24 protein-coding genes are annotated in these 26,172 nt (G+C 36.3%); 12 read left to right on the top strand and 12 right to left on the bottom strand.

Annotated elements, in window-relative coordinates; translation table 11 throughout:
* Both SP041_RS01405 and SP041_RS01400 read right to left on the bottom strand, forming a co-directional pair.
* A partial coding sequence (locus SP041_RS01405) for a single-stranded DNA-binding protein (protein WP_137297266.1) occupies window positions 1-661 on the bottom strand: 661 nt, incomplete at its 3' end.
* 148 nt (window positions 662-809) lie between these two features.
* Window positions 810-1,154 (bottom strand): hypothetical protein, encoded by a 345-nt coding sequence (locus tag SP041_RS01400; RefSeq protein WP_137297265.1) that lies wholly within the window; start codon window positions 1,152-1,154, stop codon window positions 810-812.
* Between the two features lie 296 nt (window positions 1,155-1,450).
* On the opposite strand from SP041_RS01400, the gene SP041_RS01395 reads away from it, so the two are divergent.
* Entirely contained in the window at window positions 1,451-2,014 is a 564-nt protein-coding gene (locus tag SP041_RS01395; RefSeq protein ID WP_137297264.1) for a hypothetical protein, read from the top strand.
* Between the two features lie 46 nt (window positions 2,015-2,060).
* On the opposite strand, the gene SP041_RS01390 is transcribed toward SP041_RS01395, so the two are convergent.
* The 4 genes from SP041_RS01390 to pncB form a co-directional block, all read right to left on the bottom strand.
* Window positions 2,061-2,663, bottom strand: a complete 603-nt coding sequence (locus SP041_RS01390; protein ID WP_137297263.1) for an HU family DNA-binding protein — start codon at window positions 2,661-2,663, stop codon at window positions 2,061-2,063.
* 168 nt (window positions 2,664-2,831) lie between these two features.
* Window positions 2,832-5,156 carry an ATP-binding protein gene (locus tag SP041_RS01385; RefSeq protein ID WP_137297262.1) on the bottom strand — a complete coding sequence of 775 codons (2,325 nt, stop codon included), beginning with the start codon at window positions 5,154-5,156 and terminating at the stop codon, window positions 2,832-2,834.
* Window positions 5,157-5,328: 172 nt separating this feature from the next.
* On the bottom strand, window positions 5,329-7,368 hold the full coding sequence (gene nadE / locus SP041_RS01380; protein WP_170968514.1) for an NAD(+) synthase: 2,040 nt from the start codon (window positions 7,366-7,368) through the stop codon (window positions 5,329-5,331).
* Window positions 7,369-7,438: 70 nt separating this feature from the next.
* Entirely contained in the window at window positions 7,439-8,713 is a 1,275-nt protein-coding gene (pncB, locus tag SP041_RS01375) for a nicotinate phosphoribosyltransferase (protein WP_137297260.1), read from the bottom strand.
* 209 nt (window positions 8,714-8,922) lie between these two features.
* Here pncB and SP041_RS01370 point away from each other — a divergent pair, with 209 nt between their 5' ends.
* The 5 genes from SP041_RS01370 to SP041_RS01350 all read left to right on the top strand — a co-directional run bounded on the left by SP041_RS01370 (window position 8,923) and on the right by SP041_RS01350 (window position 14,419).
* On the top strand, window positions 8,923-9,537 hold the full coding sequence (locus tag SP041_RS01370; protein ID WP_137297259.1) for a murein L,D-transpeptidase catalytic domain family protein: 615 nt from the start codon (window positions 8,923-8,925) through the stop codon (window positions 9,535-9,537).
* Window positions 9,538-9,608: 71 nt separating this feature from the next.
* Window positions 9,609-10,187 (top strand): nicotinate-nicotinamide nucleotide adenylyltransferase, encoded by a 579-nt coding sequence (locus tag SP041_RS01365; RefSeq protein ID WP_137297258.1) that lies wholly within the window; start codon window positions 9,609-9,611, stop codon window positions 10,185-10,187.
* Window positions 10,184-10,891, top strand: a complete 708-nt coding sequence (locus SP041_RS01360) for a hypothetical protein (RefSeq protein ID WP_137297257.1) — start codon at window positions 10,184-10,186, stop codon at window positions 10,889-10,891. Before SP041_RS01365 ends, SP041_RS01360 begins: the two co-directional genes overlap by 4 nt.
* A gap of 128 nt (window positions 10,892-11,019) precedes the next feature.
* Window positions 11,020-12,732, top strand: coding sequence for a phosphoethanolamine--lipid A transferase (locus SP041_RS01355; protein WP_137297256.1), 1,713 nt, complete (start codon window positions 11,020-11,022; stop codon window positions 12,730-12,732).
* A 706-nt stretch (window positions 12,733-13,438) separates the two neighbouring features.
* Window positions 13,439-14,419 carry a DNA-binding protein gene (locus SP041_RS01350; protein ID WP_137297255.1) on the top strand — a complete coding sequence of 327 codons (981 nt, stop codon included), beginning with the start codon at window positions 13,439-13,441 and terminating at the stop codon, window positions 14,417-14,419.
* Window positions 14,420-14,450: 31 nt separating this feature from the next.
* Here SP041_RS01350 and SP041_RS01345 read toward each other — a convergent pair whose 3' ends face one another.
* From SP041_RS01345 to xseA, 3 genes are all read right to left on the bottom strand, one after another.
* A complete protein-coding gene (locus SP041_RS01345; RefSeq protein WP_137297254.1) occupies window positions 14,451-15,266 on the bottom strand; it encodes a hypothetical protein in 816 nt (271 codons plus the stop codon).
* Between the two features lie 92 nt (window positions 15,267-15,358).
* Window positions 15,359-15,649 carry a hypothetical protein gene (locus tag SP041_RS01340; protein ID WP_137297253.1) on the bottom strand — a complete coding sequence of 97 codons (291 nt, stop codon included), beginning with the start codon at window positions 15,647-15,649 and terminating at the stop codon, window positions 15,359-15,361.
* 22 nt (window positions 15,650-15,671) lie between these two features.
* Window positions 15,672-17,132 (bottom strand): exodeoxyribonuclease VII large subunit, encoded by a 1,461-nt coding sequence (gene xseA / locus SP041_RS01335; protein ID WP_170968513.1) that lies wholly within the window; start codon window positions 17,130-17,132, stop codon window positions 15,672-15,674.
* 185 nt (window positions 17,133-17,317) lie between these two features.
* Between xseA and SP041_RS01330 the strand changes: the two genes are divergently transcribed.
* The 6 genes from SP041_RS01330 (at window position 17,318) to SP041_RS01305 (ending at window position 23,740) form a co-directional block, all read left to right on the top strand.
* A complete protein-coding gene (locus SP041_RS01330; protein WP_137297251.1) occupies window positions 17,318-18,034 on the top strand; it encodes a disulfide bond formation protein B in 717 nt (238 codons plus the stop codon).
* Window positions 18,035-18,041: 7 nt separating this feature from the next.
* On the top strand, window positions 18,042-18,641 hold the full coding sequence (locus SP041_RS01325) for a CinA family protein (RefSeq protein WP_137297250.1): 600 nt from the start codon (window positions 18,042-18,044) through the stop codon (window positions 18,639-18,641).
* On the top strand, window positions 18,642-19,130 hold the full coding sequence (locus SP041_RS01320) for a hypothetical protein (RefSeq protein ID WP_137297249.1): 489 nt from the start codon (window positions 18,642-18,644) through the stop codon (window positions 19,128-19,130).
* Between the two features lie 445 nt (window positions 19,131-19,575).
* Window positions 19,576-19,926 carry a hypothetical protein gene (locus tag SP041_RS01315; protein WP_137297248.1) on the top strand — a complete coding sequence of 117 codons (351 nt, stop codon included), beginning with the start codon at window positions 19,576-19,578 and terminating at the stop codon, window positions 19,924-19,926.
* A gap of 91 nt (window positions 19,927-20,017) precedes the next feature.
* Window positions 20,018-22,693, top strand: coding sequence for a DNA polymerase I (polA, locus tag SP041_RS01310; RefSeq protein WP_137297247.1), 2,676 nt, complete (start codon window positions 20,018-20,020; stop codon window positions 22,691-22,693).
* A gap of 132 nt (window positions 22,694-22,825) precedes the next feature.
* Window positions 22,826-23,740, top strand: a complete 915-nt coding sequence (locus SP041_RS01305; protein WP_137297246.1) for a 5'-3' exonuclease H3TH domain-containing protein — start codon at window positions 22,826-22,828, stop codon at window positions 23,738-23,740.
* 69 nt (window positions 23,741-23,809) lie between these two features.
* On the opposite strand, the gene SP041_RS01300 is transcribed toward SP041_RS01305, so the two are convergent.
* The 3 genes from SP041_RS01300 to SP041_RS01290 all read right to left on the bottom strand — a co-directional run bounded on the left by SP041_RS01300 (window position 23,810) and on the right by SP041_RS01290 (window position 26,150).
* Window positions 23,810-24,907 carry a hypothetical protein gene (locus SP041_RS01300; RefSeq protein ID WP_137297245.1) on the bottom strand — a complete coding sequence of 366 codons (1,098 nt, stop codon included), beginning with the start codon at window positions 24,905-24,907 and terminating at the stop codon, window positions 23,810-23,812.
* Window positions 24,908-24,931: 24 nt separating this feature from the next.
* A complete protein-coding gene (locus tag SP041_RS01295; protein WP_137297244.1) occupies window positions 24,932-25,609 on the bottom strand; it encodes a hypothetical protein in 678 nt (225 codons plus the stop codon).
* A 202-nt stretch (window positions 25,610-25,811) separates the two neighbouring features.
* A complete protein-coding gene (locus tag SP041_RS01290) occupies window positions 25,812-26,150 on the bottom strand; it encodes an XRE family transcriptional regulator (protein ID WP_170968512.1) in 339 nt (112 codons plus the stop codon).
* Window positions 26,151-26,172 lie beyond the last annotated feature (22 nt).

Below are 26,172 nucleotides of genomic sequence, written 5' to 3'. Positions count from 1 at the left end.
GTTGTTGTTGCTGAGCAGGCGCTTGTTGTTGTTGCTGAGCAGGCGCTTGTTGTTGTTGCTGAGCAGGCGCTTGTTGTTGTTGCTGAGCAGGCGCTTGTTGTTGTTGCTGAGCAGGCGCTTGTTGTTGGTACTGAGCTGGCGCTTGTTGTTGTTGCTGAGCTGGCGCTTGTTGCTGGTACTGAGCAGGTGCTTGTTGTTGGTACTGAGCAGGTGCTTGTTGTTGGTACTGAGCAGGCGCTTGTTGTTGGTACTGAGCAGGCGCTTGTTGCTGATGTTGAGCAGGAGCTTGCTGTTGATACTGCTGTTGCTGAGCAGGACGTTCTGTTACATAACGGAAGATCTCAATAGTACCTTGATTAGAGACACCTTGTGTTGCATCAACGAAAATATTTAAGTGTTCTTCTTTTTTCTCAATCACTGTGCGGCCAGTTACATACACTCCTGCACCTTTTTTAAGAAGATTAGCCAAACCATTTAATTTTCCACGAGGTGCAAATCGAGATACGTTATGACCTGTAGGCTTACTAATTTTTTCGCCATTTAAGCCCAAGTACTCGTAATTAGTTATTACACGAAAAGAAATTACATCTCGTTCACCTGCTTGTCGAACTACTGCATCCGCACTTAAGTTACCTGCAACTGTTTGTTTATTAATGTTCATATTTACTTCCCCTTAATCTTAAATAAGGTGCCTGATTCTTTGAGTTTTCTAAATTTCAAATTATTATGCACGATTCATTATACTCTAAAAGCACTATTGCTGTTTAGGTCTATATTATATAACTATTAGTATTATACGGTCAAGTTGTTTAGCTTATTTTTTTACTTAATATATCTAATTTAATAACTTTAGATTTGGGTTTTGATTGCTGATCTAGAAGTGAAATGGATTCGATAGTTTGCTCTTCAAGTGTAAAATCAATTTCACCACATAATTTAGCAAATTTTAAACTGTTGTCGTTGTTGTGTTCGCCGATTTTAGAAACGGAGAGCAAAAGAGCGCGGTGCTCATCTAACAGCTCTTGAAAAGAGGCCAAAACAGAGCTAACTTTTTCAGAGCATACATGCCCACTTGCATTGACTTCAAGCCCAAGCTTATTAAGTAAATTATTTGAGTTATATTTATTGTTAAAATTTAAATTGATTATGCCCACTAGCTACACCACTTCCTTAGTTATCAGGTTATATACATTTTGCTTAAAAATAAAATTTGGGCGATTATACATATTTAGGTATAGTCTGGCAACTCGCATCGTTAAACATAAAACAAAAAACAAAAACCAATATAGTTGTTTTTCGTGTTTCTATTCTAGATAATGAGCTTAAAAACTTAAGGTCTATTCTAATGACGATAATGAAAATTAGTCCATCGAAGGATGCAAACAGGCGACTGTATTTTAATGTTCAAGAAATGGATAATGCTAAATCATTTCCTGTTTGGATAAATGAGGTGGCAGACGGAAAGGCTCTACTAGGCCACAGAGGCCGGATGTTCGTCTGTGGCAATGAATCGTCAGGAAAATGGCTAGAAGTATCTGCGCCACTTCGAAGAACTGACATTAATGGTAACTACGAATATGAGCCCAAGAAAAATGCAAGCGGTGATTTTGTTGGCAGCAATGGCAATGTTGTTACCAATGAAGATGATGCTGAAAGACAATATGTCTTTGTTACTGACAATAATAGTAATATAAAGTACGGCCTGATAGCATCAATAAAGGTAGTTAATACAAAGTTAGATAAGACAACAGGCAATCGTATACCTACCAAGTCAACTTATCTTAATTCTAAAGTGTATAGTGATAGTGAAGCATACGAAATAGCTAAATCAGTTTTTAATCTTCAAATATCAAGCAATGAAGATGAAAAGGCAGAGAACAAAACAATGATCAATGAACAAAAAAAATCGATGGGATCTTATTTTTCTATGTTTGTTGATTCTGGCTCTGAACACCTTTCTAAATTGGGTTTTGAATTCCGTGACAGTGGCTCTGATAGTCATTATTCTATGTGAGTTGGGCGCCGGATATCTATATCCGGCGGCTTATAAAAACTGGATACTAAGGGTTAAGCGACTTTTTAATTGATTCTGGGCATTTATATCGAATAACGACCTTTCTTTTCGCAATAACCGATTGACCTGTCTTAGGATTCCGTGCCTTTCTTCCCTCTGGTAAAATTGACGGATAAAACACACCAAAATTACGTATTTCCACGCGATAAGTTCCTTCTTTTACCATCTCTAACATAGCTAGCAATTGGTCTAGAGCAACTTTGACAAGTTTGGGATGCACATTTGGCAGTTTATCAATTGTATGCTTGATAATGTTTGGCTGGCCCACTCGTTCGTTTGTATTGCTTTTACCGCTCCCTGTTCTTAGTGTTACAGAATATCGAGGAGTGATTTCGGTGCTTTCAAGAGTTTTTAGGTTTCTTCCTGGTCTGCCGACTTTATAGCTTACGGTCAAACCGCCAATCTTTGTGAGCATAACCGTTTTCTTTTCTACCACAAAGTCAGTGATTGCAGAAAGCAATGCTTCAACTAAAGATGAAGCTTGTCCATTTTCAATGTCGGCCTCTTGTTCAACACGTAGCACTAAATTTTTTTTGGTTAAGTTTATAAGTTCCTTGCTAGGAACTTTTCTTGATATGAACTGAGCCATTAATATTACCTATTTCATTGTTTATACTGATTTAATTGTACTTAATATACATTTTATATGGTTTGTGTCAATATAGTAAGTGTGCAGGCTTCAGTTTTTTGGGGAGTGAGTAAGTTTAATTGCGCTATCAACTCACTTGCAGATAGCAGAATTAAACTTACATTTGAATTAGTAAAATCTAGTTAATCTGATTTCCGCTTCTTTTGATAAAAGTTTCTCTGTTACACGTTTTTTTATTTCAGGATCCTTAACTCCATTCATTATTTTATTTATTTGATTTAAGACTTCGTCCTCAATCTTATCTATGTTGTCTGATAAACCAGGCTCTATGTTTCTTTCATTGGTATAAATAACACCATAATTCTTAAATGACCCACTCTTGGTTACAACTGTGCGTTCATTAACAAAAGAATATCGAGTCAAACTATTCACATTTGAATTAACATCTAGACAAAATAAATAGCACAATAATGTTGGTGTCATCATAAAACTATTTGTTGATATTTGAGTTAAAATATTTAGATCATGGCCTTTGGTTTTGCCCCATCTTAAAAGCAACTCTACATTTTTATTATGTACGTCTGTGTAGCTATCCGTTATGAGAATATCTTTGCTAGTACTTAGCCCCTCTTTAGATGCTAGGCCTAATAAATGATTCATGATATTGGTGTTATGAGTGCACTTTCTCATAACTACGTCAGAATTAATGGAAAGGCTTATTTTTTTCTTGGTAGACTTAAAAGAGATAGAATAATACTTACAAATAATTGCAAATAAGTCAGACAGCTTAGCATTACCCATAAGCTCTCCCTGATAGTCATAAATCATCATAAGAGCATTAACAGGTATTTGGCTGATTGCTTTATTTGGTACAGCCTGACTCCTCTTTATCAAGCCTTTAAAGTACGCTTTATTAACAGCATCAGATATCTTGCCAAGGATCATTTTTTTTGAAGACAAAACCCTATTATGAAAGTCTTCATAGAAAACTAATTCATATGGGTATGTTTCAAGATTACTACTGGTGTGAGTATATTCATTGCAAAGAATAAGGGCCATCTCTGTTGCGCCCTCTATCCCAGAATCAAGATAGGTCAGTATATCTTCATTAAAAGCAATATAGCCTAATCCATCGGTCCATGAAATGCTTCTTATGCTTCTTCCTATCAGTATTTTTCTTTCTACTACAAACTCACCTAGCAACTTGCTGAACTCTCTAGCAGCCACTTTTGAGCCTGCTATCAAAGACTCTCTAGCTGCCGATTGCCTACTTGTCAGGTCTTTAATGCCTATCGTACTGATACTATCATCCAAACCCTTAGAGAGTAGTTCAATAGGAAGAATAACCTTATTAGAAATATCATCACTACTTCTACGTAACCCCCATATTGTACAAATGGTAGATATTTTTCTAACAAAATCAGGTACGGTTGAAACGCCCCACTTCTCAAGCTCAGAGTAACTTAATACAAATGCTACCTTTTGCATTGATATTGCCTCTGCATAGCTCTCATAGCTCTTTTCCACTATTGTCAAAGGCAACTTACTTGATGAAAAAGAGTTAATCGAAATCGCTCGACCTTTGTAGTCTTTAATTAATCCGTATTTAAATACGTCAAATACTTCATCGCTTTTAGACATTAAGCCTCTAATAATTACACCTCTCGTGTAATCATCTAATCTTCTTGAGCGTATTTTTTTTCTGGCTTCTTCGTATGCTTTTTTTCTAACAACTGAAGAAATATGGATCCATAATTCATCGTCATCACTGATTTCATTCCTAGCCATATTTAATACTAGGTTTTCTTTAGAAACAACGTCTGCATTTAAAGAACCATATTCGTAAGCTCTGATTGTTTTAACATAGGCACCTTGACTATAAATTCTTATGCCGTAGCCTGAATTACTCCATTTAATTTTTACTTTTTCGTCTTCATAATCCCAATCAGTGTCGTTCATTTGTCCTGAAGATAGCTTTTTATTTATAACAACATCATTAGAAAGGTAAAAGACTAAGTCTTCTAATTGATTGATGGTAGAAATGAGTTCATGTTTAGATAGAGGGTTGTATAATTTACCCTTGACTATACAGCCAGAAGTTTTTTTCTTGATGCCCGATTCAAGCTGGTATCCCATGTTGAGATTATTAACGTCGGTATGGATCCTAAATTCATTTGAAAGCCACGTTATTTCACCGAACTTCATTATTTGACCGCGACCTATTCTAAATAGGCCGAATTTTGCATCTCCTTCAACATGAGGCGTTCCGAATCTACCAAAGTGCTTTTTGATGTTTTCGACACTGTCGAACCCTTCGCCGTGATCAATAACTTCAAATCCATCTTGGCTAATGTTGACTTCAATGGTTTCAGAACCTTTGTCAATGCCATTAATGACTAATTCTCTTAGTCCAGTTGCTAAGGTGCCATTTTGAGAAAATATAAAACTTTTAATAACAGAGTCATCAACACTGAATGCATTTAAATTGTTCACTTAAAATCCTATTTTTCTCTTAATATATTGAAATTTTGATTAAAGTGCAACATCATGAATTAGAGCAGGAGGAAAGGAATTGTACACAAATGAAAATAATACGAATAGTGAGAAGAGTTAGAGAGTAGGCTTCGAAAAAAGTTACGAAGCCTAAAAATTAAATTAAACTAAATTAAATTATCCCTACGCTTCTTTTTAAATCATTTAGTTCTTTTTTCATTCCACTATTTAGCAATGGGAATCGAGCATAAGTTTTTGGATCAAGAGAATCTTGCTCAATGTGAAAACCTGGTGCTGAACGGTCTCGTTTCCACTGATTGCGAGAAAACAACTCAAAATATCTCACGATAAAGTTAACCAACTCTAAGTCTGTATATTCATTCGTTTTCTCTCTTAGAGACAAGAATAAATCACTTGGCCCACGACGAGAAACAATTGTTTCGCTGATAATTAAATCAAGAATATAAAATGGCATTAGGTCATCTTCATCATTTTGCTCTGTCGGCCTAAGCTCTGCTGTTGGCTTTTGATTAATAACAAGATCAAGTCCAGGGATAGTTATCGTATTATCGCCAATAGCAGTACCTTGAACATATAACCATTCAAGAATTTCCAGTACTTTGCTTTTTCTAATGCCTATAATTGGTGCTAAACATCCAGCACTATCGCCATCCATCGTTTGGTAACCAACAGCGGACTCACTCATATTACTTGTAGTCATCAGTAAGCGGCTTGTGGCGTTAGCAACCATCCATAAGCCCGGCACTCTTACTCTAGCTTGGATGTTCTGAAGAGTTATATCGTCAGTTTCCCAAGTTAGCTTTCTACCAATGTAGCTTTCAACCTTTTGAGTATATCCTAAAATTTCCTGATTGATATTCCATGCTCCGAAATGAGCCCCTATTGAATTAGCCAAGTTTTCAGCCGCGTCAAATGTAGTGTCGCTACTGTTCTCTGTGCCTTGATAAACACACCAAAGCATTTTTTGTGCAACTGCTTTCTTCAATTCTGGAGACGGTAATTTCAGCGCTTCTAATTCAGGATAAATGCTCTTCATCCAGCATGGTAGATCAGTAAAGCAGTTAACATTAAAGTCATTAAATACATTTTCAATGATTATTAAAATTTCAGCAGCACATAATGCTGAATCTGCGCCTCCGCTTAACGACAGCATGTAACCTTTAACGCCCGTTTTTTTCAGCCAATCATACATTCCTAGTGCAACTGCTCGCACCGTTTCTTCATGCTCTAAATTTTCAGACAATTCCCAACGACTTTGTTGACGATACTCGATGGGAGGCAGCACTTGCTCAGTGAGATCAAATCCTATTTTAATATGATTAGAAGTCGCATGGGTTAGAATGCTTTGACTGCTAGCTTGGTGCACTAATCTATTTTCCCATAAATCAATGTCAGCAACACTTACATCAATGTCATCGAAAAACAATCGGCGACCACGAGCGACAATTTTTCCATTGCTTGCAATGATGTTTCCACCATCATAAACCGTTCGACCTGACTCACAACCGTTGATGTTTGCATAAATGTACGCGGCACCAAATGCTCGAGATCCTTCGCATATTAATTGCTCTCTTATTTTATATTTCCCTACAGCAAAATGACTCGCACTAGGGTTAATAATAAGATCAACACCTTTCGAGAAAAGGTCTACACCAGGTCTTGAGGCAACCCAAGAGTCTTCACACACTTCATTACCAATGATTACTCCATCAAAGTCGAATGTAACATCACCCACAGGAACTTTACTGCCCATTATTTCCATTACTATGGATTCGCCTTTAGTCCACTTGTTGAACCATCTTGGTTCATAATGCACACCATTTTTTGCTAGATTCTGCTTTAAGTAGATACCTTGAATTTCAAGATTTCCATATTTGTTAGCAATGAATGCAGAAGCATTATACATGCGGTTGGCAACAACCAATGGGAATCCAACAACAACACTTACAGACTTTGGTATTTTTAGGTTTTCTAACGATTTAAACACCATATCTTCAGTGTCGGAAAAAAAGAACATATCTTCATTACCGTAGCCAGTAATTGATAACTCAGGTGTAACTATAATGCTTGCGCCTTTAGAAACGGCATCCGCTATGCCTTTATTAATTTTATCTACATTACCATCCCAATCTCTTGGGGTTAGGTTTGCGCTTATTGCGGCTACTCTAATTTTATTTCTTTTTAATGACATGCTTAATACCCCTAGAGGACTTGTGATTGTAGCTATACAAAATGAATGCATAGCTACAAAATTATGGCTTTTAACCTTTAACGTCGTATTTGAAAACTTTTTTTAGGTATTCAACGTAAGATTGATCATCACACATCGATTTGCCCGGTGAATCCGAAAGTTTTGCAACTGGGTTATCATTAAGCTCGACCATCTTCATTACAATGTTCATAGGTTTAACACCTTCTACATCACAAGTTAAATTAGTTCCGATACCAAAGCTAACGTTAATACGGTCTTTAAATCGAGAATATAGGTCTAATACTTCTTGGCCAAGCTTTAGTCCATCTGAGAAAATAAGCGTCTTGGTTTTTGGATCAATGCCTAATTTTTCATAGTGAGCAATGGCTTTTTCACCCCACTCAAAAGGACATCCAGAATCATGTCTCATGCCACTAAATAATAATGAAAAATACTTATCAAAATCATTTAAAAATGCATCCATTGAAATACAATCAGTAAGTGCATCGCCTAACTCACCTCTGTATTCATCAGCCCATGCTTGAAGTGCTGCTTTTTGAGAGTCAATAAGTCTATGACCAGACAGTGCTTGATGAGCCTGCCACCATTCGTGTGCTTGAGTGCCAATTGCTTTTAAGTCTAGCTCTCGAGCAATATGCACATTGCTTGTTCCAACAAAATGGTCTGGCATTGCATGTTTCAAGTAGTCAACCACAGCAAATTGTGTTTTAAATGACAGTCTACGTCGAGTACCAAAGTCAGCAATATTAAGATCCGATAGATCAATTTTTTGCTCTGATGCAAGCTGGTAAAACGAACTAACTTTTTGAGATAACTTATGACGAATGTCGTCTAAATCAATGTTCGGATGAAGAGCTTTGTTTCTAATTTCACTAACGATTGCAAGAATAATTATTTCCCACATTGTTATTTGAGCCCAGTTACCAGATGTTGTGATAGCCACTTGCCCTTTCTCTTCTCTTATTGAAACATCTTCAGGAAAAAGCTTAAACATTCTTAAATACCCTTTCACAAAAGAGCGCTTAAGTGCAGGTATCTTGTTTTCTAAAAAAGAAAGCTGATCAGAGGTAAATCGAAGATCACCTACCATTTTAACTTGCTTAATGATTTCAGGAATATATGGAATAAGGTCTTCACTATCACGACAAAGAAATTTCATTTTAGCTTCTGCTGCCATGTATCGACTAGATATTGGTTGCAACATGTATATCTTATACATGTCAGTATCCATAAGGCTATTGATAATAGGCATGCCATCTTCTGCGAAAACAGAGGCATTAGGGGTTAATAAATTCTTTTTCTTTCTAAATAGTAATTCTGACATATGTTTTCTCGACTTATTCGTTTAATTGAATTAAGTATAAATAGGTTACTATCACATTGCAAGTAACCTATGGCAATTTGACTGATTTTTTTTATTGATATATATTAAGTTCTAGAAAATAGCTCTGAAATTAAAATAACAACCAACAACATCGGCTAAAAATGACAATTAAATATAATATGCTATTGATCTCATTGATTGCATCGACAATGATGCCAGTAACATCACATGCAGAATCAAATAACAGCCAATATCAATACACCGGTTATAAAGCTTGGGCTTATTATACCTATGCAAAAGCAAATCTAAATAACATTGTAAATAAAGAAGTGTTCATGAGAGCATTCGAAGAGTACTCGTATCTTGATAAAGAAAAAGAAGTGTTAACAATCATAGATTATTCAAAACCTTCAAGTTCGAAAAGATTTTATGTTATTGATGTCAAAAATCCAAAGCTACTCTATAACACTTATGTCTCCCATGGCATTGGAAGTGGAAAATTATATGCCACTGAATTTTCTAACAATATAAACTCCCTACAAACATCACTTGGCTCATTCATTACTGCTGAAACATACTATGGAGCCAATGGATACTCATTAAAAATAGATGGCTTAGATAAAGGCATCAATGATAATGCGCGAAAGAGATACATTGTTGTTCACGGTGCCCCATACTCAAAGCATCAAGCAATTGAAGCAACAGGCATGCTGGGTCGAAGCGAAGGATGCCCAGCATTACCCTCAAACCTATCTAAAGAAATAATTAACACAATAAAAGGCGGGAGCATTATATATAGCTATGGGATAAAGTTCTCTAGTTAACACCAATCTTCATATTGACAATATTCATAATTTGCATACTATTAGCCCTTATTTTCAAATAAGGGTAAATTATGACAATTAAAGTTGGAGTTTTAGGCTCTGCATTCTCCCCACCCACTCTTGGGCATCTTTCTTTAATAGAGCAGTTTAACCAATTTGATGAAGTTTGGTTAATTCCTTCATTTTCCCATGCCTTCGGCAAGAATATGTACCCATACTCTTTTCGACTGTCTTTGCTTCAAGCATTTGCTCAAGATATAAATCAGAGTAAAGGTTATGAATTTGTTGTTTGCAAAGATATTGAAAGTAAGATCTCAAGCAATAAAACTGGTCCAATTTATACTTTTGATGTCCTTTCTTTTCTACAAAGTGAACTTGGAGAAAGTCACAAATTCAGTTTTATTGCAGGACCGGACAATAAGGAAGGCTGGAGCAAGTTTTATAATTCAGAAAAGATTCTTGATAAATGGGAAGTTGTTTTTGGATTAGAGTTTAAAGCGATTAGAAGTACTCTTGTTCGCGAGCTTATTGCTACAAATAAAGACTTTTCGTCATTAGTAACACCAGGAGTGCATGAAATATTGATTAACTCGCACATTACACAGGAAGAAGGCATCTGGTCTGTATCTCCGAAGGAGGGAGTTCTTTGAGCAACACAGAAGATATAGCAAGCGTTGAAATAAGCCGTGATGACATCTTGAACAGAAGAGTTAAGCGAGTGTATCTTCTTTTGCAGAACCATAAAGGAACACCAAATAATAAGCTGCAGATTGTTGTTTCTGGATACGACAACGTAACTGAAGAGCTTTATCAGATCAAAGAAGTCCGATACTTCTTTAAGAAATTACTTAAGCGCTTTAACAATATTCTTAGCCCCACTATTTCAAGTGAGTCAATATACATCGCGTTAATGTGCATGATCCCAACTAAAGGAACAGTTACATCAGAAGAAATGGGCTTTGAGCAAACGAGAGCGATTATGCGACTTTCCGATAAATCCATATACGGGAAAGAACTTTCTTCCCATATAGCCATATCTGCACTTTCTAAGTACGGCAATGGTGTTGGTGTCTTAAACATCGCTGCTAAAAATAAAGAAGATGATTTCATTCAATCTCTCATTGAAGGCCAGATGGATATTACTTTAAAGCTGGCTATGGAAAAAAATATTTTTATTAAAGTAAAAAACTGGAATCATAATGGCAATATTTTAATATGCTTTTATACAGGCAGAACACATCGATTTAAGGTGATTGAAGAAACTATTTTAAGAGAAAAAATGGATGACCTACACTCCCATTTGTCCAAAATTATATTAGATTTTTTAAGTAAATTAGAGCCTTATGTCAATTAATATCAATTAATAATTGACCATTTATACTAAATTTACTATAATTATAACTCAGAATTTTGGCCTCTGAGAATAGATAAACTGACACTTACTGTGTCAGTTTTTGTTTTATATTAATCCAAGGCACTTACATGTTACATAAAAACACACAAATAAAATCCGGCATTAGTGGTTCGTTTCACAAAGTATTTAACAGCAATTACTTTAGTGTTTCATATACTCAGTTTACATTTATGGTTTCACTTTATTTTGGAGTAATGTTAAACCTACCAATTTTTCTTGAGTTCCTTAAAGTTACTGAGGGAAACCCTTCAGTTGGAATATTATTTCTAATAACAATTCCTATTACCTTAGTAGCAGCATTTAATATTATTTATAGTGTTTTTGCGTTTCCCTATATAGTAAAACCGATCATCATTACATTATTGGTTACTTCTTCTCTTGCTAGTTTTGCTACTTTAAATTACGGAACTATTTTTGATCTGGATATGATTGAAAATATCCTGCAAACAGATTCATCTGAAGCTGGTTCATACTACAGTTCTAAAGCATTAATATATTTTATTTTCACAGGCTTGCTTCCATCTGTTTGGGTATTGTTTGCCAAGCTTGAAGTTAAAGATTCTATCTTTAAAGAAATTTTAAGCAGAGTTTGTTCAGTACTTTTATCCATTGTTGTTATTCTTACTGTTTGTGCATTTTTCTATAAAGATTACTCTTCTATTGGCCGAAACAATAAATATATGAATATGCTTATTGTTCCATCACACGCCTACTCAAGTTACAAGTACATTAAGAAGAATTACTTTGTTAACCCGATTGAATATAAACAAGTCGGAACAGATGCTAAAATTTTGCCAGCTAAAAATGGGAAGCCTACTCTAACCATTTTTGTATTAGGTGAAACAGCTCGAAGTGCGAATATTTCATATAATGGTTACGAAAGAAATACTAATCCTTATACGCTAGAAGATGATCTTATTTCTTTCCAAGATACTGAATCATGCGGCACTGCAACTGCTCATTCTGTACCTTGCATGTTTTCGTCGTTAAATAGAAATAACTATAAAAAACGAATTGCTAAAAATTCTGACAATTTTATTAATGTATTACAACATGCGGGTGTCAGTACTTTATGGATTGAAAATGATGGCGGCAGTAAAGGTGTTGATAAACGCACACCATCTATTACTATTGATAGAAGTGAAGTAAATGAATTTTGTGACGGAAATTCTTGTCACGATGGAGTCATGCTCAAAGATTTAAAAGACAGAATAGATTCAATTGATGACAATAATGATCTGTTCAAACAAAAGAATCCTAATGGTGACAAATTTGTTGCGATTCATTTAATGGGTAGTCATGGGCCTACTTATTGGAAACGATACCCTAAAGAAATAGGAGTATTCTCCCCTACTTGTGATCGAGCTGATATTGAAAATTGTTCAGACACTCAAATTACAAATACCTATGACAATACAATTGTATATACTGACTCAATTATTCATGAGGCAATTTCTATCCTTAAAGACTATAGTTCAGAATATAATGTTGCCTTGATTTACTTAAGTGACCACGGTGAGTCACTTGGTGAAAATGGCATTTATCTGCATGGCTATCCTTATTCATTTTCTCCAGATGAGCAACGTCATGTTCCTTTTTATCTTTGGATGTCAGATGACTTTATAAGTGAAAGAGGAATTAATGAGAATTGTCTAAGAGATATTGCTAAAAACAGTACTGTTTCACATGATAATTTATTTCACACCGTTTTGGGTATGGGCGGAGTTATCAGTGAAGCAATCAATCCAGATTTAGACCTTATTCAAAAGTGTAAATCATAGTGATATTTAAGTTAAAGATATAAGATTTCACTAATAATTCTTTAATAAAGCCTAAAATAACCATTATTTTAGGCTTTACTCATTAATATCCCTAAAAACAGCAAGTTTTACCTAAAAAAAAGGTGTGTTTTAAGCCCCTGTTCAACAGGATTTGCCACAACAATCCATCACAATGAAAATAATTAAAATAAAATATTTAATCCTTATAATTATTTAAAGATTAAATTATTAAATTTACAAACAATCACTAATCCAACTATCAAATATTACTTAAAGTGTCGGTTTCCGACACATAGTTTGACCAGGCCTAATTTTAAATCCATAACATTCAAATTATAAAAATAATTAATCGTCGGTTACCGACACTTCTAATTGTTAAGCCTTAAAATAGAACAGATGCTCACTTTGCTTAATTGAATTTATCAATATTTAAATCAATACGTTTTTACATAATACATCACAATACGTACTACAATAAATTACGTATAACTGTAATACGTAAGTACACCGTGCTCCTTTATTTCTGCTGCTTACATAGAATTAGAATGTTAAGGATTATGCATCACCATACGTAGTGCCTCATAGCCAGACAGATGCATCCAAAAAGCCATAGCTCTTATATCATTTTATATATAGACACCAACTGTAATTAAAGGTATATTTTCTGTTTTATACCAATTTAAATACGTATTCTAAGGGCATAATAATGAATGACACCATTTCAAATCCAATCAATAAAGAAGATGTTCGATTAGCAATAATTGAGATCAATGGAAATGGTGAAAAGCCCACGAATGAGCTAATTAGAAAAATACTTAATAGAGGCTCTTTTTCAACAATACAAAAATATAAGAAAGAGATACTTTTAGAGGAACAGACAACTATCAAGTCAGTTGTTTCATCAAAAATAATGGCACAAGTTGAACTTCTGGCATCTACTATTCTTGAAGAGTCAACATCAAAGCTTGTTGCAAGCGAGACTGAGTTTAAGGCCCAGTTAGAAAGTATCGAGGGCAGATTCATAAAGTCTGAAGAACGAGCTGAGAGGCTGTCCAGGAAGCTTGATGATGAGATGAAGGATAGCGCAAAGCTCAGAATTCAAATCACAGAACAATCTAAAGAGATGGATAAAACAAATAACACGTTAAATCTAAGAGATTTGAAAATCGAGTCCCTTTCACAAATCATTCAGAATAACGAAAATCAAATAAAGCACCTAATTAATGTCGATGGACAATTAAAACTAACGATAACTGAAAACAAAACTCAGTATGCAAAAGAAAAGAGCGCGTTAGAAACTAAGCATGCAGAGGAACGTAATAAGCTTTCTCAAATAATAGACGACACAGGCAATGAGCTTAAAGCCAATAAAGCATTATCTGAAGATCAAAATAGAGACATTATTGAGCTCTATGAACTCCTTGAAAAAGAGCAAGAGGCACAGAACACGCTAACTAAAAACTTAGCTGCAGAAACCAAGGCCTTATCTAAAGCGATTAAAATTAATTCAGAGCTAACAGCCCAACTGTCAGAAGAAAAAACTAAGCGTGACCAAGAATCAAAAAATACTAATGAAATTATTGCAACAATAAGAGAAAGAGAATTAAATCTTACGAATCAAAATAAATTACTAATTCAAGAAAAGAGCGATCTCCTAAGTATGATTTCAGATAAGCTTAATAAATAATCCGACACCAGAGTGTCGGATGTAGAGTAAATTAACTTAGTAAATCTTTTGTGATCTGCTCATGTGAATTTCTTTCATTCTCCCTTATGACATGGTCACACACACAAAGCATTGAAGAGAAGTAGATTAACACTGCAGAACCAACTAAGTAGCCACATGACGTTAGCTCTGGGGGTAAAATCATCACAAAATAATCCAATATCGATATGAATGAAATAATAATAAGAACTATCGATGATGCTGCTCTAATGTAAAGCATCTGCCCTTTTCTTGTGCTAAAAAAAGTGCTCACAAATAACGAATTAATTATCCAATTAATTGGAACCATTGAAATAGCATACATTAGGTATTTAAATATCCCATCTGAAGCTCTCTCTCTGTTTGCTAAGATTATCAACTCTTTTACTCTCATAAAATAGCTTTGATAATCCACAGAGATAAGATCTAAAAATACAAAGAAAGATGGTATAAGTAAAAGTATTAATAAAGCGAAAATAAATCCGCCTGAGACTGACTTTGAGATTTTAGATGCCGGTGATCTAATAAAGTTCTTAATGTCCTGCAGCCAGTTTACTTTATTGTGTAGCAATACACTTTTTGTAATGTGCTTCATTAGCGGGTATGAAAAGTATAGCCCGAACACGGAACCAATAAGAACCATGTCTATCGAAAGAAAAACACCTCTATCCATGGTCATTATCCCTTGTGTCATGTAATACATAGACACTCTTAGAATAACGCCTATAAGGATAATTCCGAGAATAAAGTCTTTAGGGCTTTTCATAAATATTTTATGGGCAATTTTAATGCTTTCAAAATATCCGTTGTTCTTTAATTCAATGTTCATTTATGTTTGGGCGCAACAAGACTTTTAGGTCTTTGCACTCTCTCCTGTTTAATTTGATTTAATTTAATTTTTTAAGTCGGATTTCAGGTGTTTTATACGACTGGCTCGTCTAAATTAAGCTCACTAAGATATCCGCTTACTTGCTTAATTCTTTTTTTGCACCCCTGAAATCCCTTTAGACCGACTTCGACTAGAGGAACAACTAAATCAATGTCTGGCTCTGACATGCTCAGCAATTCAGCACTACTGTTTTTCAATGAAAAGTAACTTTCCATATAAGATGGCGCCGAGCTTAGCTCTCCATGAACCAGGGCTAAAACCTGCTGTGCAAGTTCCGGTGACAGTGAATCCAAGTCGATAAATCGTGGTTGTTCTTTTTGCATTAAAATAATCCTTCTTCGTTTTCTAAGCTTTTTTATTGATTATATTTGCACTCAATATTCCGTCTTTCATTTGAATATCAACCACATCATTTTTGTTTATCTTTAACGTGCTACCCAGTGCTTTATTGTCATTATCTTTAATGATGGCATAACCTTGAGATAGCACTTTAACTGGATCTCTATAGAACACCGATAATGCCAATTCTTTTGATGATGACTCGGCCAGGGTTACCGTTCTTAATGCCACGTTAACCAGATTATCTCTTTCTAAACTAGCATTCATGTCAGCCTTAGAAATCACCACTCCTGCACTAGTCTTTAGCTCAAATGCTGCTTTTGATAATGTTTCACTTAGATTTGATACAGCATGAGCACTAAATCTATTTAAATCGTTCATCATATTTTTTGCAGATGTAGTCGTAGCGATGATGTCACCAGCTATACCTGAAATAACTAAGCTTGGCGTTGGCCTTCTTATGCAAGCTAGCTTATCCAAGACTGTTTCATCTCTATCATGGCCAATACCAACGATAACCGGTATCGGAAAACGACAAACTCTTCTGGCAATTTCAATTTCATTCATTGCATAGAGACCTGCTTTATCTCCGCCACCACGAATGATAACTAGCGCGTCGTATTGGGCGCCCATATAAATTTTTTTCGCTATTTCATCGAGTCGAACACACATTTCATTTAAGGAATCTTTACCTTGAAATTTGGCCGTGAAGTAATCAAAAGAACAAAGTTCATGTTTTGACAACAAGTCGGCCTGAGTTCTAAAATCTCCTAGCCCTGCGGCATTTTCCGGCGCAATAACAGCAATATTATTGTAATCAAAAGGAAATAGCTTATTCTTATTTGCATCAATGATGCCTTCTTGAGTAAGCGAATTGATTATTTTTGCTGTTTTAGCTTCCATGTCACCGACAGTAAATCTCGGCTCAAAAGCATTGATAACTAATCCTACGCCGTATTGCTCATGAAACTGGACAGTCGTTCTAAACAACACTTTCATATTCGGGCCAAGCTTAATCCCTGTCGCTTTTTCAAATCCAGCTATGATGCCGGAGTTGGAGTAAAATATCATCGCCCTTCCCTTGGCTATCTCCCTATTGTTTTCATCATATTCTGCTATTTCTATGTAGGTGTTTCTCCCATGCTTAATATCAATTATTTCAGCCTCAACCCAAACTGAGCTATTAAAAGCATTATCGACTGCTTGTTTAATGTGAGAGAGAACTTTGGACAGCTTTACGCCCTGGCTTGTTATAACGTCATCAGAAATATTCTCGCGGTACCAATTTGAAAAATGGAGGATCCAAAACTCTTTGAAAGGAACGACATCTATTCCCATTGGGACATACCAATAACAAAAAGCGCCATTATTATATAAAGGTTTCGCGCCCAAATTAACGGCTCTTTGTTTATCTTTAATGGGCACTGATAATTCAAGATCAGCTTGTAGAATGAAGGGTGAATACATGTTATTCCTTACTATTATATACATTAAAATATGCCTTATTAGTCATATAAAGTCAAATCAGCTTTAATATATGCATAAATCTACAAATAGCATCAGAATGCATCAAAGGTTTGATACCAACTAATGAAAATTATTGATATACTATTTTATTTTTAAACCAAAAAGACAAGGTATTGGTAAGGCTTATGAAGTTAAACATATTAAAAATAATTAATCCTGAGAATCTAAAGAAAGCATTTATATTTCAAGCAGTTATCTTTGCCAGCATGCTAGTCATTGCATTGTTTTATCAATTTTACTTCGATGAGGAGCCATGTCCTCTTTGTGTGCTTATTAGACTGGTTGTTGTGGCTAATTTAATTGTAAGCTTACTTATGCTTTCTATGCCTGGTAAAATAAGCTGCATGATCGGACTTTCTTGTCTCAGCATGCTTAGCTTTAGCGGCTCAGATATTGCAATGGAACTTTACAAAATAGAGACTGGTGAAATCATTGCCTCATGTGGGTTTGCAGCACCTTTTCCGTCATGGTTCCCCATTCATGAGTTAGCTCCATTCATGTTTAATCCCACAGGACTTTGTGGCGGCGTTGTCGAGCTGAGCACTCATTTCTTAATTGCTTCTACAGTGCTACTCATTTGGTTTACCGACACCCTATTTAATTGTAAAACAGCGACAGAATCACTATACGCTTTAATTCACTCAGTCTTTGTTTACGTAATCACATACATTATTTATGCGAGCGGATTAGTCGAATCTCATAGTTTTTCTATGAATGAAGCTTTATTTTTAATGTTTGGCGTATATAAAACAATTATTGTTTCATCGACTGGCTTTTATGCTGGCGTATTAGCCATCGCACTTCTCAATAGAGCTAAACCCCAAAATCAAGTTAATAAGTGAGAATAAAATGAAAGAGAAAAACAAGAGAACTGAATCAGTATTCTATGAAATTGAACAAGCTACTGATGTGAAGATTCAGCAGACTATCACCCCTTTTCTTCACTTGAACAACTTAACTATCGCAACATCTGAAAGTGTTACGACGGGCCTTCTGCAGGCCGCTATTGGTAAGCATTCAGGGGCATCTAAACATTATGTGGGCGGTGCGACAGCATATAATCTACAATTAAAATCCAAGCTATTTGGCATTGATTATGATCATGCAAACTCATGTAACTGCATCTCATCAAGAGTTGCAGAAGAAATGGCAAAAGGGGCGCTATCTTTGTTTATGTCGGATGTTGCTGTTGCTACTACCGGTTACTGCGAACCTGGCGCACTTAATGAATTCGGTCCTGCTATTGCTTACTTTGCCGTTGCATTAAAGTATAATGGGAATGTCATTGTTGAATCTGGAGAAGTTAATGTTGAGTCATTATCTACTCATGAAATAACAACTCCAAGAGAGCTTTGCCAAAAGATAATTGCAAATTCAGCAATCTCATTGCTCGAGTCAGTTATTATTAATTTAACTAAAAATTCAATTAATTCACAACAGGATGCTTAAATGAGTACACACAGAGACGAGATTGACCATTTTGAAAAAACAGTGAAAGAAATGGGCGGACAGATGACGCTTGGCTTGTGCAGCAAAGGTTATGTTGATGACATCAGTGTTAAAGGTCTTGATGGAATATCCGATTTCAATAAATTGCCCCCTATCCTTGCAATGGAGACATTGAGACCTGTTGTTGGTCCTATTGCTAGTCGACCTAGCTTCTCGAAAACTGAGCCTGGGCTTGTTGGTATTGATACATTCATTTTTTCAGAATCTCAGGGCAAGTGCTATGGCGGTACCAATAGATTGGTGAATATTCTTAATTCAGCCGGGCGCATCTGGGAAGGCGAAAAATTTGCCGCTAAAATCACTGCTGTTGGCCAGACTGAAAAATTCTTTTGCCTTACCGACGGTGACTTGCAAGAATTTGAAACCAAAGATGATCTGCTCAAATTCAATCCAAAACAATCTGGCTTTGATAACGGATATGACGCTTAATAACTGTTCTTAATTAAATTTGATAACGGATATGAGGCTCAACAACGGTACTTAATTTAATTTGATAACGGATATAATGCCTGGAAAATACTTTATGTTTTAGCTGTGCGTTAACTTATCCACATCATTTTAACACCTATGACACCACTAGAATCTCTTCTCCCACTCTTCTGAGCTGCCCTTAAACACTAAAGGTAGCTCTTTATATTCTCATGTTACTGCTCTACTAATGACAAGTGTCGACAGGCCTGTTGACTAACTATGCACAGCACTTCGTTGTTATTTATCCGTCTTACAATAAACTTATAGGAACCTGTATGGGTGCAAATATGGGATGTCGGCGAACGGCAAAAGACTCATGCGCTCAAAATTGACACGAAACCTAATTGGTATATAGTATAATAAAATAATAAAGATGTGCCAAAGAGCACATTGGAATACAACTATGTTTCGTTCATTTTTTATAATCTTAGGGATGCTTTTTAGCATGTCCTCTTTTTCATCGGAATATTTTGAGTACGATAAGCAATTACACTTTGTGGCAAGTGCGGGAATCGGTGCTGCTTCAGAAATCTACTTTGACGACAACTCCAAAAGCCTCGCTCTATGCGGCGCTGCAGGCATTGGCAAAGAAGTATATGATGAAATAACTTATGGTGGCTTCAGTGCTGAAGACTTGGTTGCTGATGCTGTCGGCTGTTTAGTTGGAGTATATGGAATTGAGATATCTGGATGGAAATTAAATGTAGCTAGAGAGGAAAAATCAACTTTCCTTGGTGTTGCCAAGAATTTTTAATTAAAACATACAAAAAGCAGTTTATATTGCATGAGCTCCAATGAAATTCCTTGTATAATATGTCAAACATTACATCTTATTGGGAATAAAAATGGATAATAGTAATAAAATTGTAGTTATTGACGGCTCTTCATACTTATTTAGAGCCTTTTTTGCAGCCCCTCCTTTCGCAACATCTGCGGGACTAAAAACCGGTGCGACATACGTTTTCATTAATATGGTCAAAAGCCTAATGAAAAAGCATCCGACAAATAAGCTTATCCTTACTTTTGATGCAAAAGGTCCTACATTTAGAAATGACATGTATTCTGAATACAAGTCAAACAGACCTCCAATGCCTGAAGACTTAAAGCACCAACTGTACTTTATTACACGATTAATTACCGCAATGGGCATTCAAATTGTTTCTATCCCAGGGGTTGAGGCAGACGACGTGATAGGCACGATTGCTAAAAATGCTTCAGAGATTGGATTTGACGTACTTATTAGCTCTGGTGATAAGGATATGGCCCAATTAGTGAGCGATAACGTAACTGTCATTGATACAATGACCGATAGCTATCTAACCGTGCCACTTGTTCAAGAGAAGTTTGGTGTCCCGCCTCATTTTATCGTTGATTTTCTTGCTCTCAAAGGAGACAAAGTTGACAACATACCGGGAGTAATCGGTATTGGTGATAAAGCTGCCGCGACACTTATTCAGGAAATTGGTGGCATTGCTGACATTTACCGGGATGTTGACCGCGTATTGTCTAGCTCGATTCGTGGCGCTAAAAGAGCCCGCACACTACTTATTGATCAAAGAAACCAAGCTGAGCTATCGTACTCGTTGGCCACGATTAAAACAGATGTCCCTCTGGACTTTAGTTTGGAGTCAATCAATATCAAAGAACAGAATAACGAAGAATTTATAGAAATAGCTAAAGAGCTAGAGTTTAGTAAGTGGCTAACCGAAATGGGCGCATCTAATGACGATGTGCCCACATTCACACAAACAGAGACCGCACTAGCTGATGAACTAGATTCCTTTATTGGAAAGATTGCTTCAGATGACCATGTAGGTGTTTCTTTCTTTACCGACGCTAATAATGATGACATTTATATCGTACTGACAAAAGGCAACGAATCAATGTCGGTAATCTTCAATGGCTCCATTGAACAAAAAAAATCTATCTCTTCATCTTTGCAAGTACTCTTTACCAGTGACAGAACGGGTCTTATTGTTTCAGACTTATGGAAGGAGAATGCCTACTACTTAAAAGAAATAAATGTAGAACCACATGGTCCGTTAGCTTCTCTAACTCTATTATCCATGATCAAGTGCTATAAGTTCGACAATCATTCAGTCGAGGGCATTTTTCAGCGAGAACTAAGTCAAGAGTTACCTAAGCAATCTAAGGGGACTAATGCTTCTCAAGAAAACAGGCAAAGAAATGTACTTTTATCTCAATTCTGTCTGTTATCACTCAATAGCATCATAGAGAAGCATCCAGAGTCAGTGGATGAAATACTGGGGGCAAGAACCTTAAAAGTCGCTGACTTGTCACCATTAGCGCTAGAACATCGCCTTGAAGGTCACTTGTTCACAATAGAAAATAACGGAGTGCTCATTGATAAAGATAAGATGGCGTCAATTTCTGTTGATCTTAATAACAAGCTAATTAAAACGAGCCAGATGTGTTATGCGATCGCAGGCAAAGAATTTAAAATAAGCTCTCCAAAAGAAGTGTCGATTATTTTGTTTGAAGTTTTAGGTATTGGACCCATTGGCAAAAAAGGGAAATCAGGCGCCTATTCAACCAAAGAAGAAGTTTTAGATAAACTTGCGAGTGATGGACATGAAATAGCTGGCCATATCAGTCAATTTCGCTCTCTAAGCAAACTGATTAGTACTTATGTCGACAAGTTACCTAAACTAGTAAGAAAAGATACGGGTCGCGTTCATACCACTTACAATCAAAATGTAACTAAAACGGGCCGTTTGTCATCTACTAGTCCTAACCTACAGAACATTCCTATCAGAAGTGAAGATGGTAGAAAAATAAGAGACGCTTTTGTCAGTCCTGATGGATATAAAATAATAGCTCTCGACTACTCTCAAATTGAATTAAGAATTATGGCCCACCTGTCAAAAGATAGAAACCTGATAAATGCATTCATGAATAATGAAGACGTTCACAGTTCAACTGCGGCAAGCATTGAAAACGTTTCATATGAAGAAGTCACTGATCAAATGAGGCGCAATGCAAAAGCGGTTAATTTTGGCCTTATCTATAACATTAGCGCTTATGGGTTAGGCAAAGAGATTAAGGTAAGCACTAAGTCTGCTCAAGCCTATATCGACGCATACTTTATTAAGCACCCGTCTGTTATCAAGCATATCACTCAGTCTGATGCGTCTGTAAGGGAAACATGTGAGGTCATGAGTCTTGGTGGCAGAAAGTTCTACTATGCCGATGCACAATCAAACAATGGCCTTGTTAAGAAAGCTGCGCTAAGACAGGCGCTTAATGCTCCGCTTCAAGCTACCGCCGCAGAAATCATCAAGCGTGGAATTATCTCTATTTGTGAAGACTTTATTAGTAAGCACACTAATAAGGTCTCATTGATAATGCAAGTGCACGATGAATTGGTGTTTGAAGTAATAAATGGTTTTGAAGAGGAGGCCATTGAAGCGCTGTCATCAATCATGAATGCTTCTGCAGAATTACTTGTGCCCCTTTGTGTTAATGGCGGTTCAGCAGAGAATTGGTCTGGTGCCCATTAATTAATTCATTTCTTCTATTTTAGGCCCTGCCTTCTAGCGGGCCTAATGAAATTAATAAGTAACTATTGACCGTTACGAGTTATACTATATAGTATATAGTATAATTAAACTAACCCATACGATGAGAGCATCATGCCTAAGAAAGCAATAGTATTTGATCTTAATAACCTTCTTTACCGCAAATTTTACACCTCTATACCTCGCTATAACAATGATGGTTTGCGTAATGATGTAACCCTAACAATCTACTCGGAAATGGCCGCTTTAAAAAACAAAATTGGACAAGAAGATGAAATCATTATTGTCTCTGACCATAACGGCCCTACATTCAGACATCATCTTGTTGATTCATACAAATCTGACAAGAAAGGTATGCCTGAAGAGCTTAAATGCCAAGAAGACTCGCTTATCGAGCTGCTACTGACCTCTGGGTTCAAGCTAATTAGCAAGCCTGGCTATGAAGCGGACGATGCGATAGGAATGGTCTGCAACCACTTTATAAACCATGGCTTTTCCAACATTGAGATTCATTCAAACGATAAAGACCTTTTGCAATTAATTAATGATAATGTCTCAGTATTCAATCCATCAAGCAGAAAATTGTTTCGTCGAGCGGAAGTTATTCAAAAATACGGCATTCCTCCTGAGATGATACCGGATATGCTGGCTATCGCAGGCGACTCAGCGGATAGCATCAAAGGCCTTGAAGGTGTCGGTGAAAAAACCGCGTGTAATTGGATCAATGAATTTGGAAATGCAAAGAGCGTATTTTCTAATAAAGAAAACGCAAAAGGTAGAGGGAGCAAATCATTACGAGAATCTGACTTAAATATTGATTTAAATCTTAAGTTGTCAACAATTGTCTCAGACCCATCCCTTTTATCATCTTCAGAAGTTCAAATGCTTTTAAATTGGGAAGCTTCTCCTAACGCAAGTAATGTACTTAAACAAATCAAAGTAGGATCTTCCTTGTCTCATCCAAGCATTATCGGTGCACCAGAAGAAAACAACATCACTACTGCTCCATCTCAAATGTCTTTTTTCTAACAAGAGACATCTGCGCTAAATAGAGTTGATTGGTGGCCTTCACCAATCAACTAACCATTAACACGTAATTTAAGACATTTCTTGCTCAAAAGAATTATCAAAATCTCTTGCCGGGAGCGATGCACACACCAAACTACTTGGATCAAGAACAACCATCGTATCCGCCTCTCTACCCCAAGAGCCTTTGTCGTTTCTGACCCGCATGTAATCAAAGCCCTGCTCCTTTAAGGACTTTGTCATTGCTTTTTTTGCAAGTGGATTAATTCTATCCAACTCTTTTCGCCAATCAACCATTGCATTGTCGAACGTAGCCTTAACTTCATCTTTCCGTTCAGGCGCATTTTGTAGGACATCAATTAACTCATTTGTTATGTCTCCTGTTAACTTACTATATGCTAAATCGGCATGTTCGCGCTCATTAGCGATAGTCAGCCACTCGTTAGACACCTTACCGACGACTTTCTCTATGTTTTTTCTCTGATCAATATCCAGGACTTGCCCTTTTCTCGCGAAAAATGGCATCTGCACTGATTCTTCGCTATAAATATGGATTGGCTTGTCGTCCGGTTTAACAAAAATTCCTTCTGGCATTTGATAATCAGAGTTTGCAGCATCTCCTAAGCCTAGAGCAAGGCCATTATCGACAATTGAGCGCTCATTAGATTTTTTTGTCTCGTGAAAAAGCATTCTAGAAATATCGAACCCAGATTTGTCTAAATAGTATAATCGGCCATATAAAGAATTAACGGGAAAAGTCATCGAATCTGCAGTCTTTATGTGATTAGACAATGAAGATAAGAACTCACCTTGCACATTAATGACCTCTTTTTCATATTCTTCTTTATCCATTCTCATCCAGGTCGCTATATTTTTTAGCTTTTCATGATCGTATGAAATAAATGCATCATGACTGATCTTATTCATTCCGTAGTCCGTGAAGAAATCATCGCTAATTTTTCCGTATGGACTGTAGTAATCGTCCCCTAGCTTAATAAGTGGCATTTTGTTTAGTTGATTGAATACAACAACGTTGTTTTGTTCCCCCAAATAATTAAGGCATTTACTGACACCCGCCATAAAGGCAATGTTATGGCCATTATTGGAGGAAAGCCAATTAGCATTAGGCAATGATTTTAACGTTCTATTAAATATCTCTTCTAAGTGCATTAAGTTCCCCTTCAGAGCTGGTGGTTAGTTTGGAATAAGCGATACACCAAATGTCATTGTTAACCGATTTGATTTAGCATCTTTAAGCTTGTTAGTTTTATGTACAAACCGAGGATTTGTATTATTGATCCAGACCTGGAGGCGTCCTATAGGTGGGAAAATAGCCACTCTTTCTACGTCCAGGTACTCTTTCATCCAGTCCTTACCTGCTTGAATGTCTCTAACCCCAGCTTCTATGCTGCCACCATACTCAATATCTAAATCTTTATCGTTAAAGTATATCAAAGATATCATTTCAGACTGACAGGGCCCGTCCCAATGCCACCCCATATCTTCTACGCCATTCCAAATATCAATATAATCGAGCTTTAGCTTATATATATGCGACATGTCACCAATAACTCGCTCGTCTTTAAGCATTTCTTCAATAAGTTCTCTGAGTTTGACCGGGCAACTGTCTAAACTTGTTTTGCCCATTTTTCTTTCTTCGTTAATTCTTTCACCGTCATCAGACGGTACAACACTTTGTGTCCATTCTGGAATCGTGTTGTATGGCCCTCTTTGATCTGGAACCCATTTGATATTGGTTATTTCATTAAAGATTTTTTGATAAAAGTCCTTAATTACTAATGTTTGAGAAATTCCATTACCGTAGAACTCATTTAGATTGACTTTTGTTCTTCTTGATATCTTTACAGTCATGCCTATCCTTCAATTTATTAAATAGATTATTAGTTTAAGTTGGGTTTAAATTTTAGCAGAATGAGTGGATTATCGTAAACTATTTGGATTTATGTTTTATTTATGCATAGAAAAAAGCCCAAAGCGGGGGAACTTTGGGCTTTTTAAAATCGTTTGGGGGAACGACATTCTGCTTTGTGCTTACTAAAACGGAAACTTTTTATTACTTATTAAAGCAGACTTTAACCTCAATTCTATGAGCGGCACGGCTTTTCGACGGCTTAAAGTCAAATGTAAACTGGTATCCAAGTATCGTTAAAATTTCCTGGAGCCCTTGAACTGAAAATTTTTCAATTTTATTGTTGCGTAAATTACTCGCTCTTGGCTGAGTCATGCCCAGATGGATTGCGATCTCATCCTGGCGCCAATTCTTATCGTCAATGATTCGGTTCGCTGCATTAAGCAGATCTTGACGATACTTCTGTTGAGTCTCTTTTGCAAACTCTTGACGCTCTTTAATTATATCTGGAGTTTCGTTTATTACTTCTGCACTTGATACCATATGACTATCTATTCTCTGTTGA

This window comes from Psychromonas sp. SP041, assembly GCF_000470315.2.
In the GTDB taxonomy this organism is placed as follows: Bacteria; Pseudomonadota; Gammaproteobacteria; order Enterobacterales; family Psychromonadaceae; genus Psychromonas.
The sequence above is the reverse complement of the archived record's forward strand: the minus strand, read 5'-3'. Positions and strand labels throughout refer to the sequence as shown.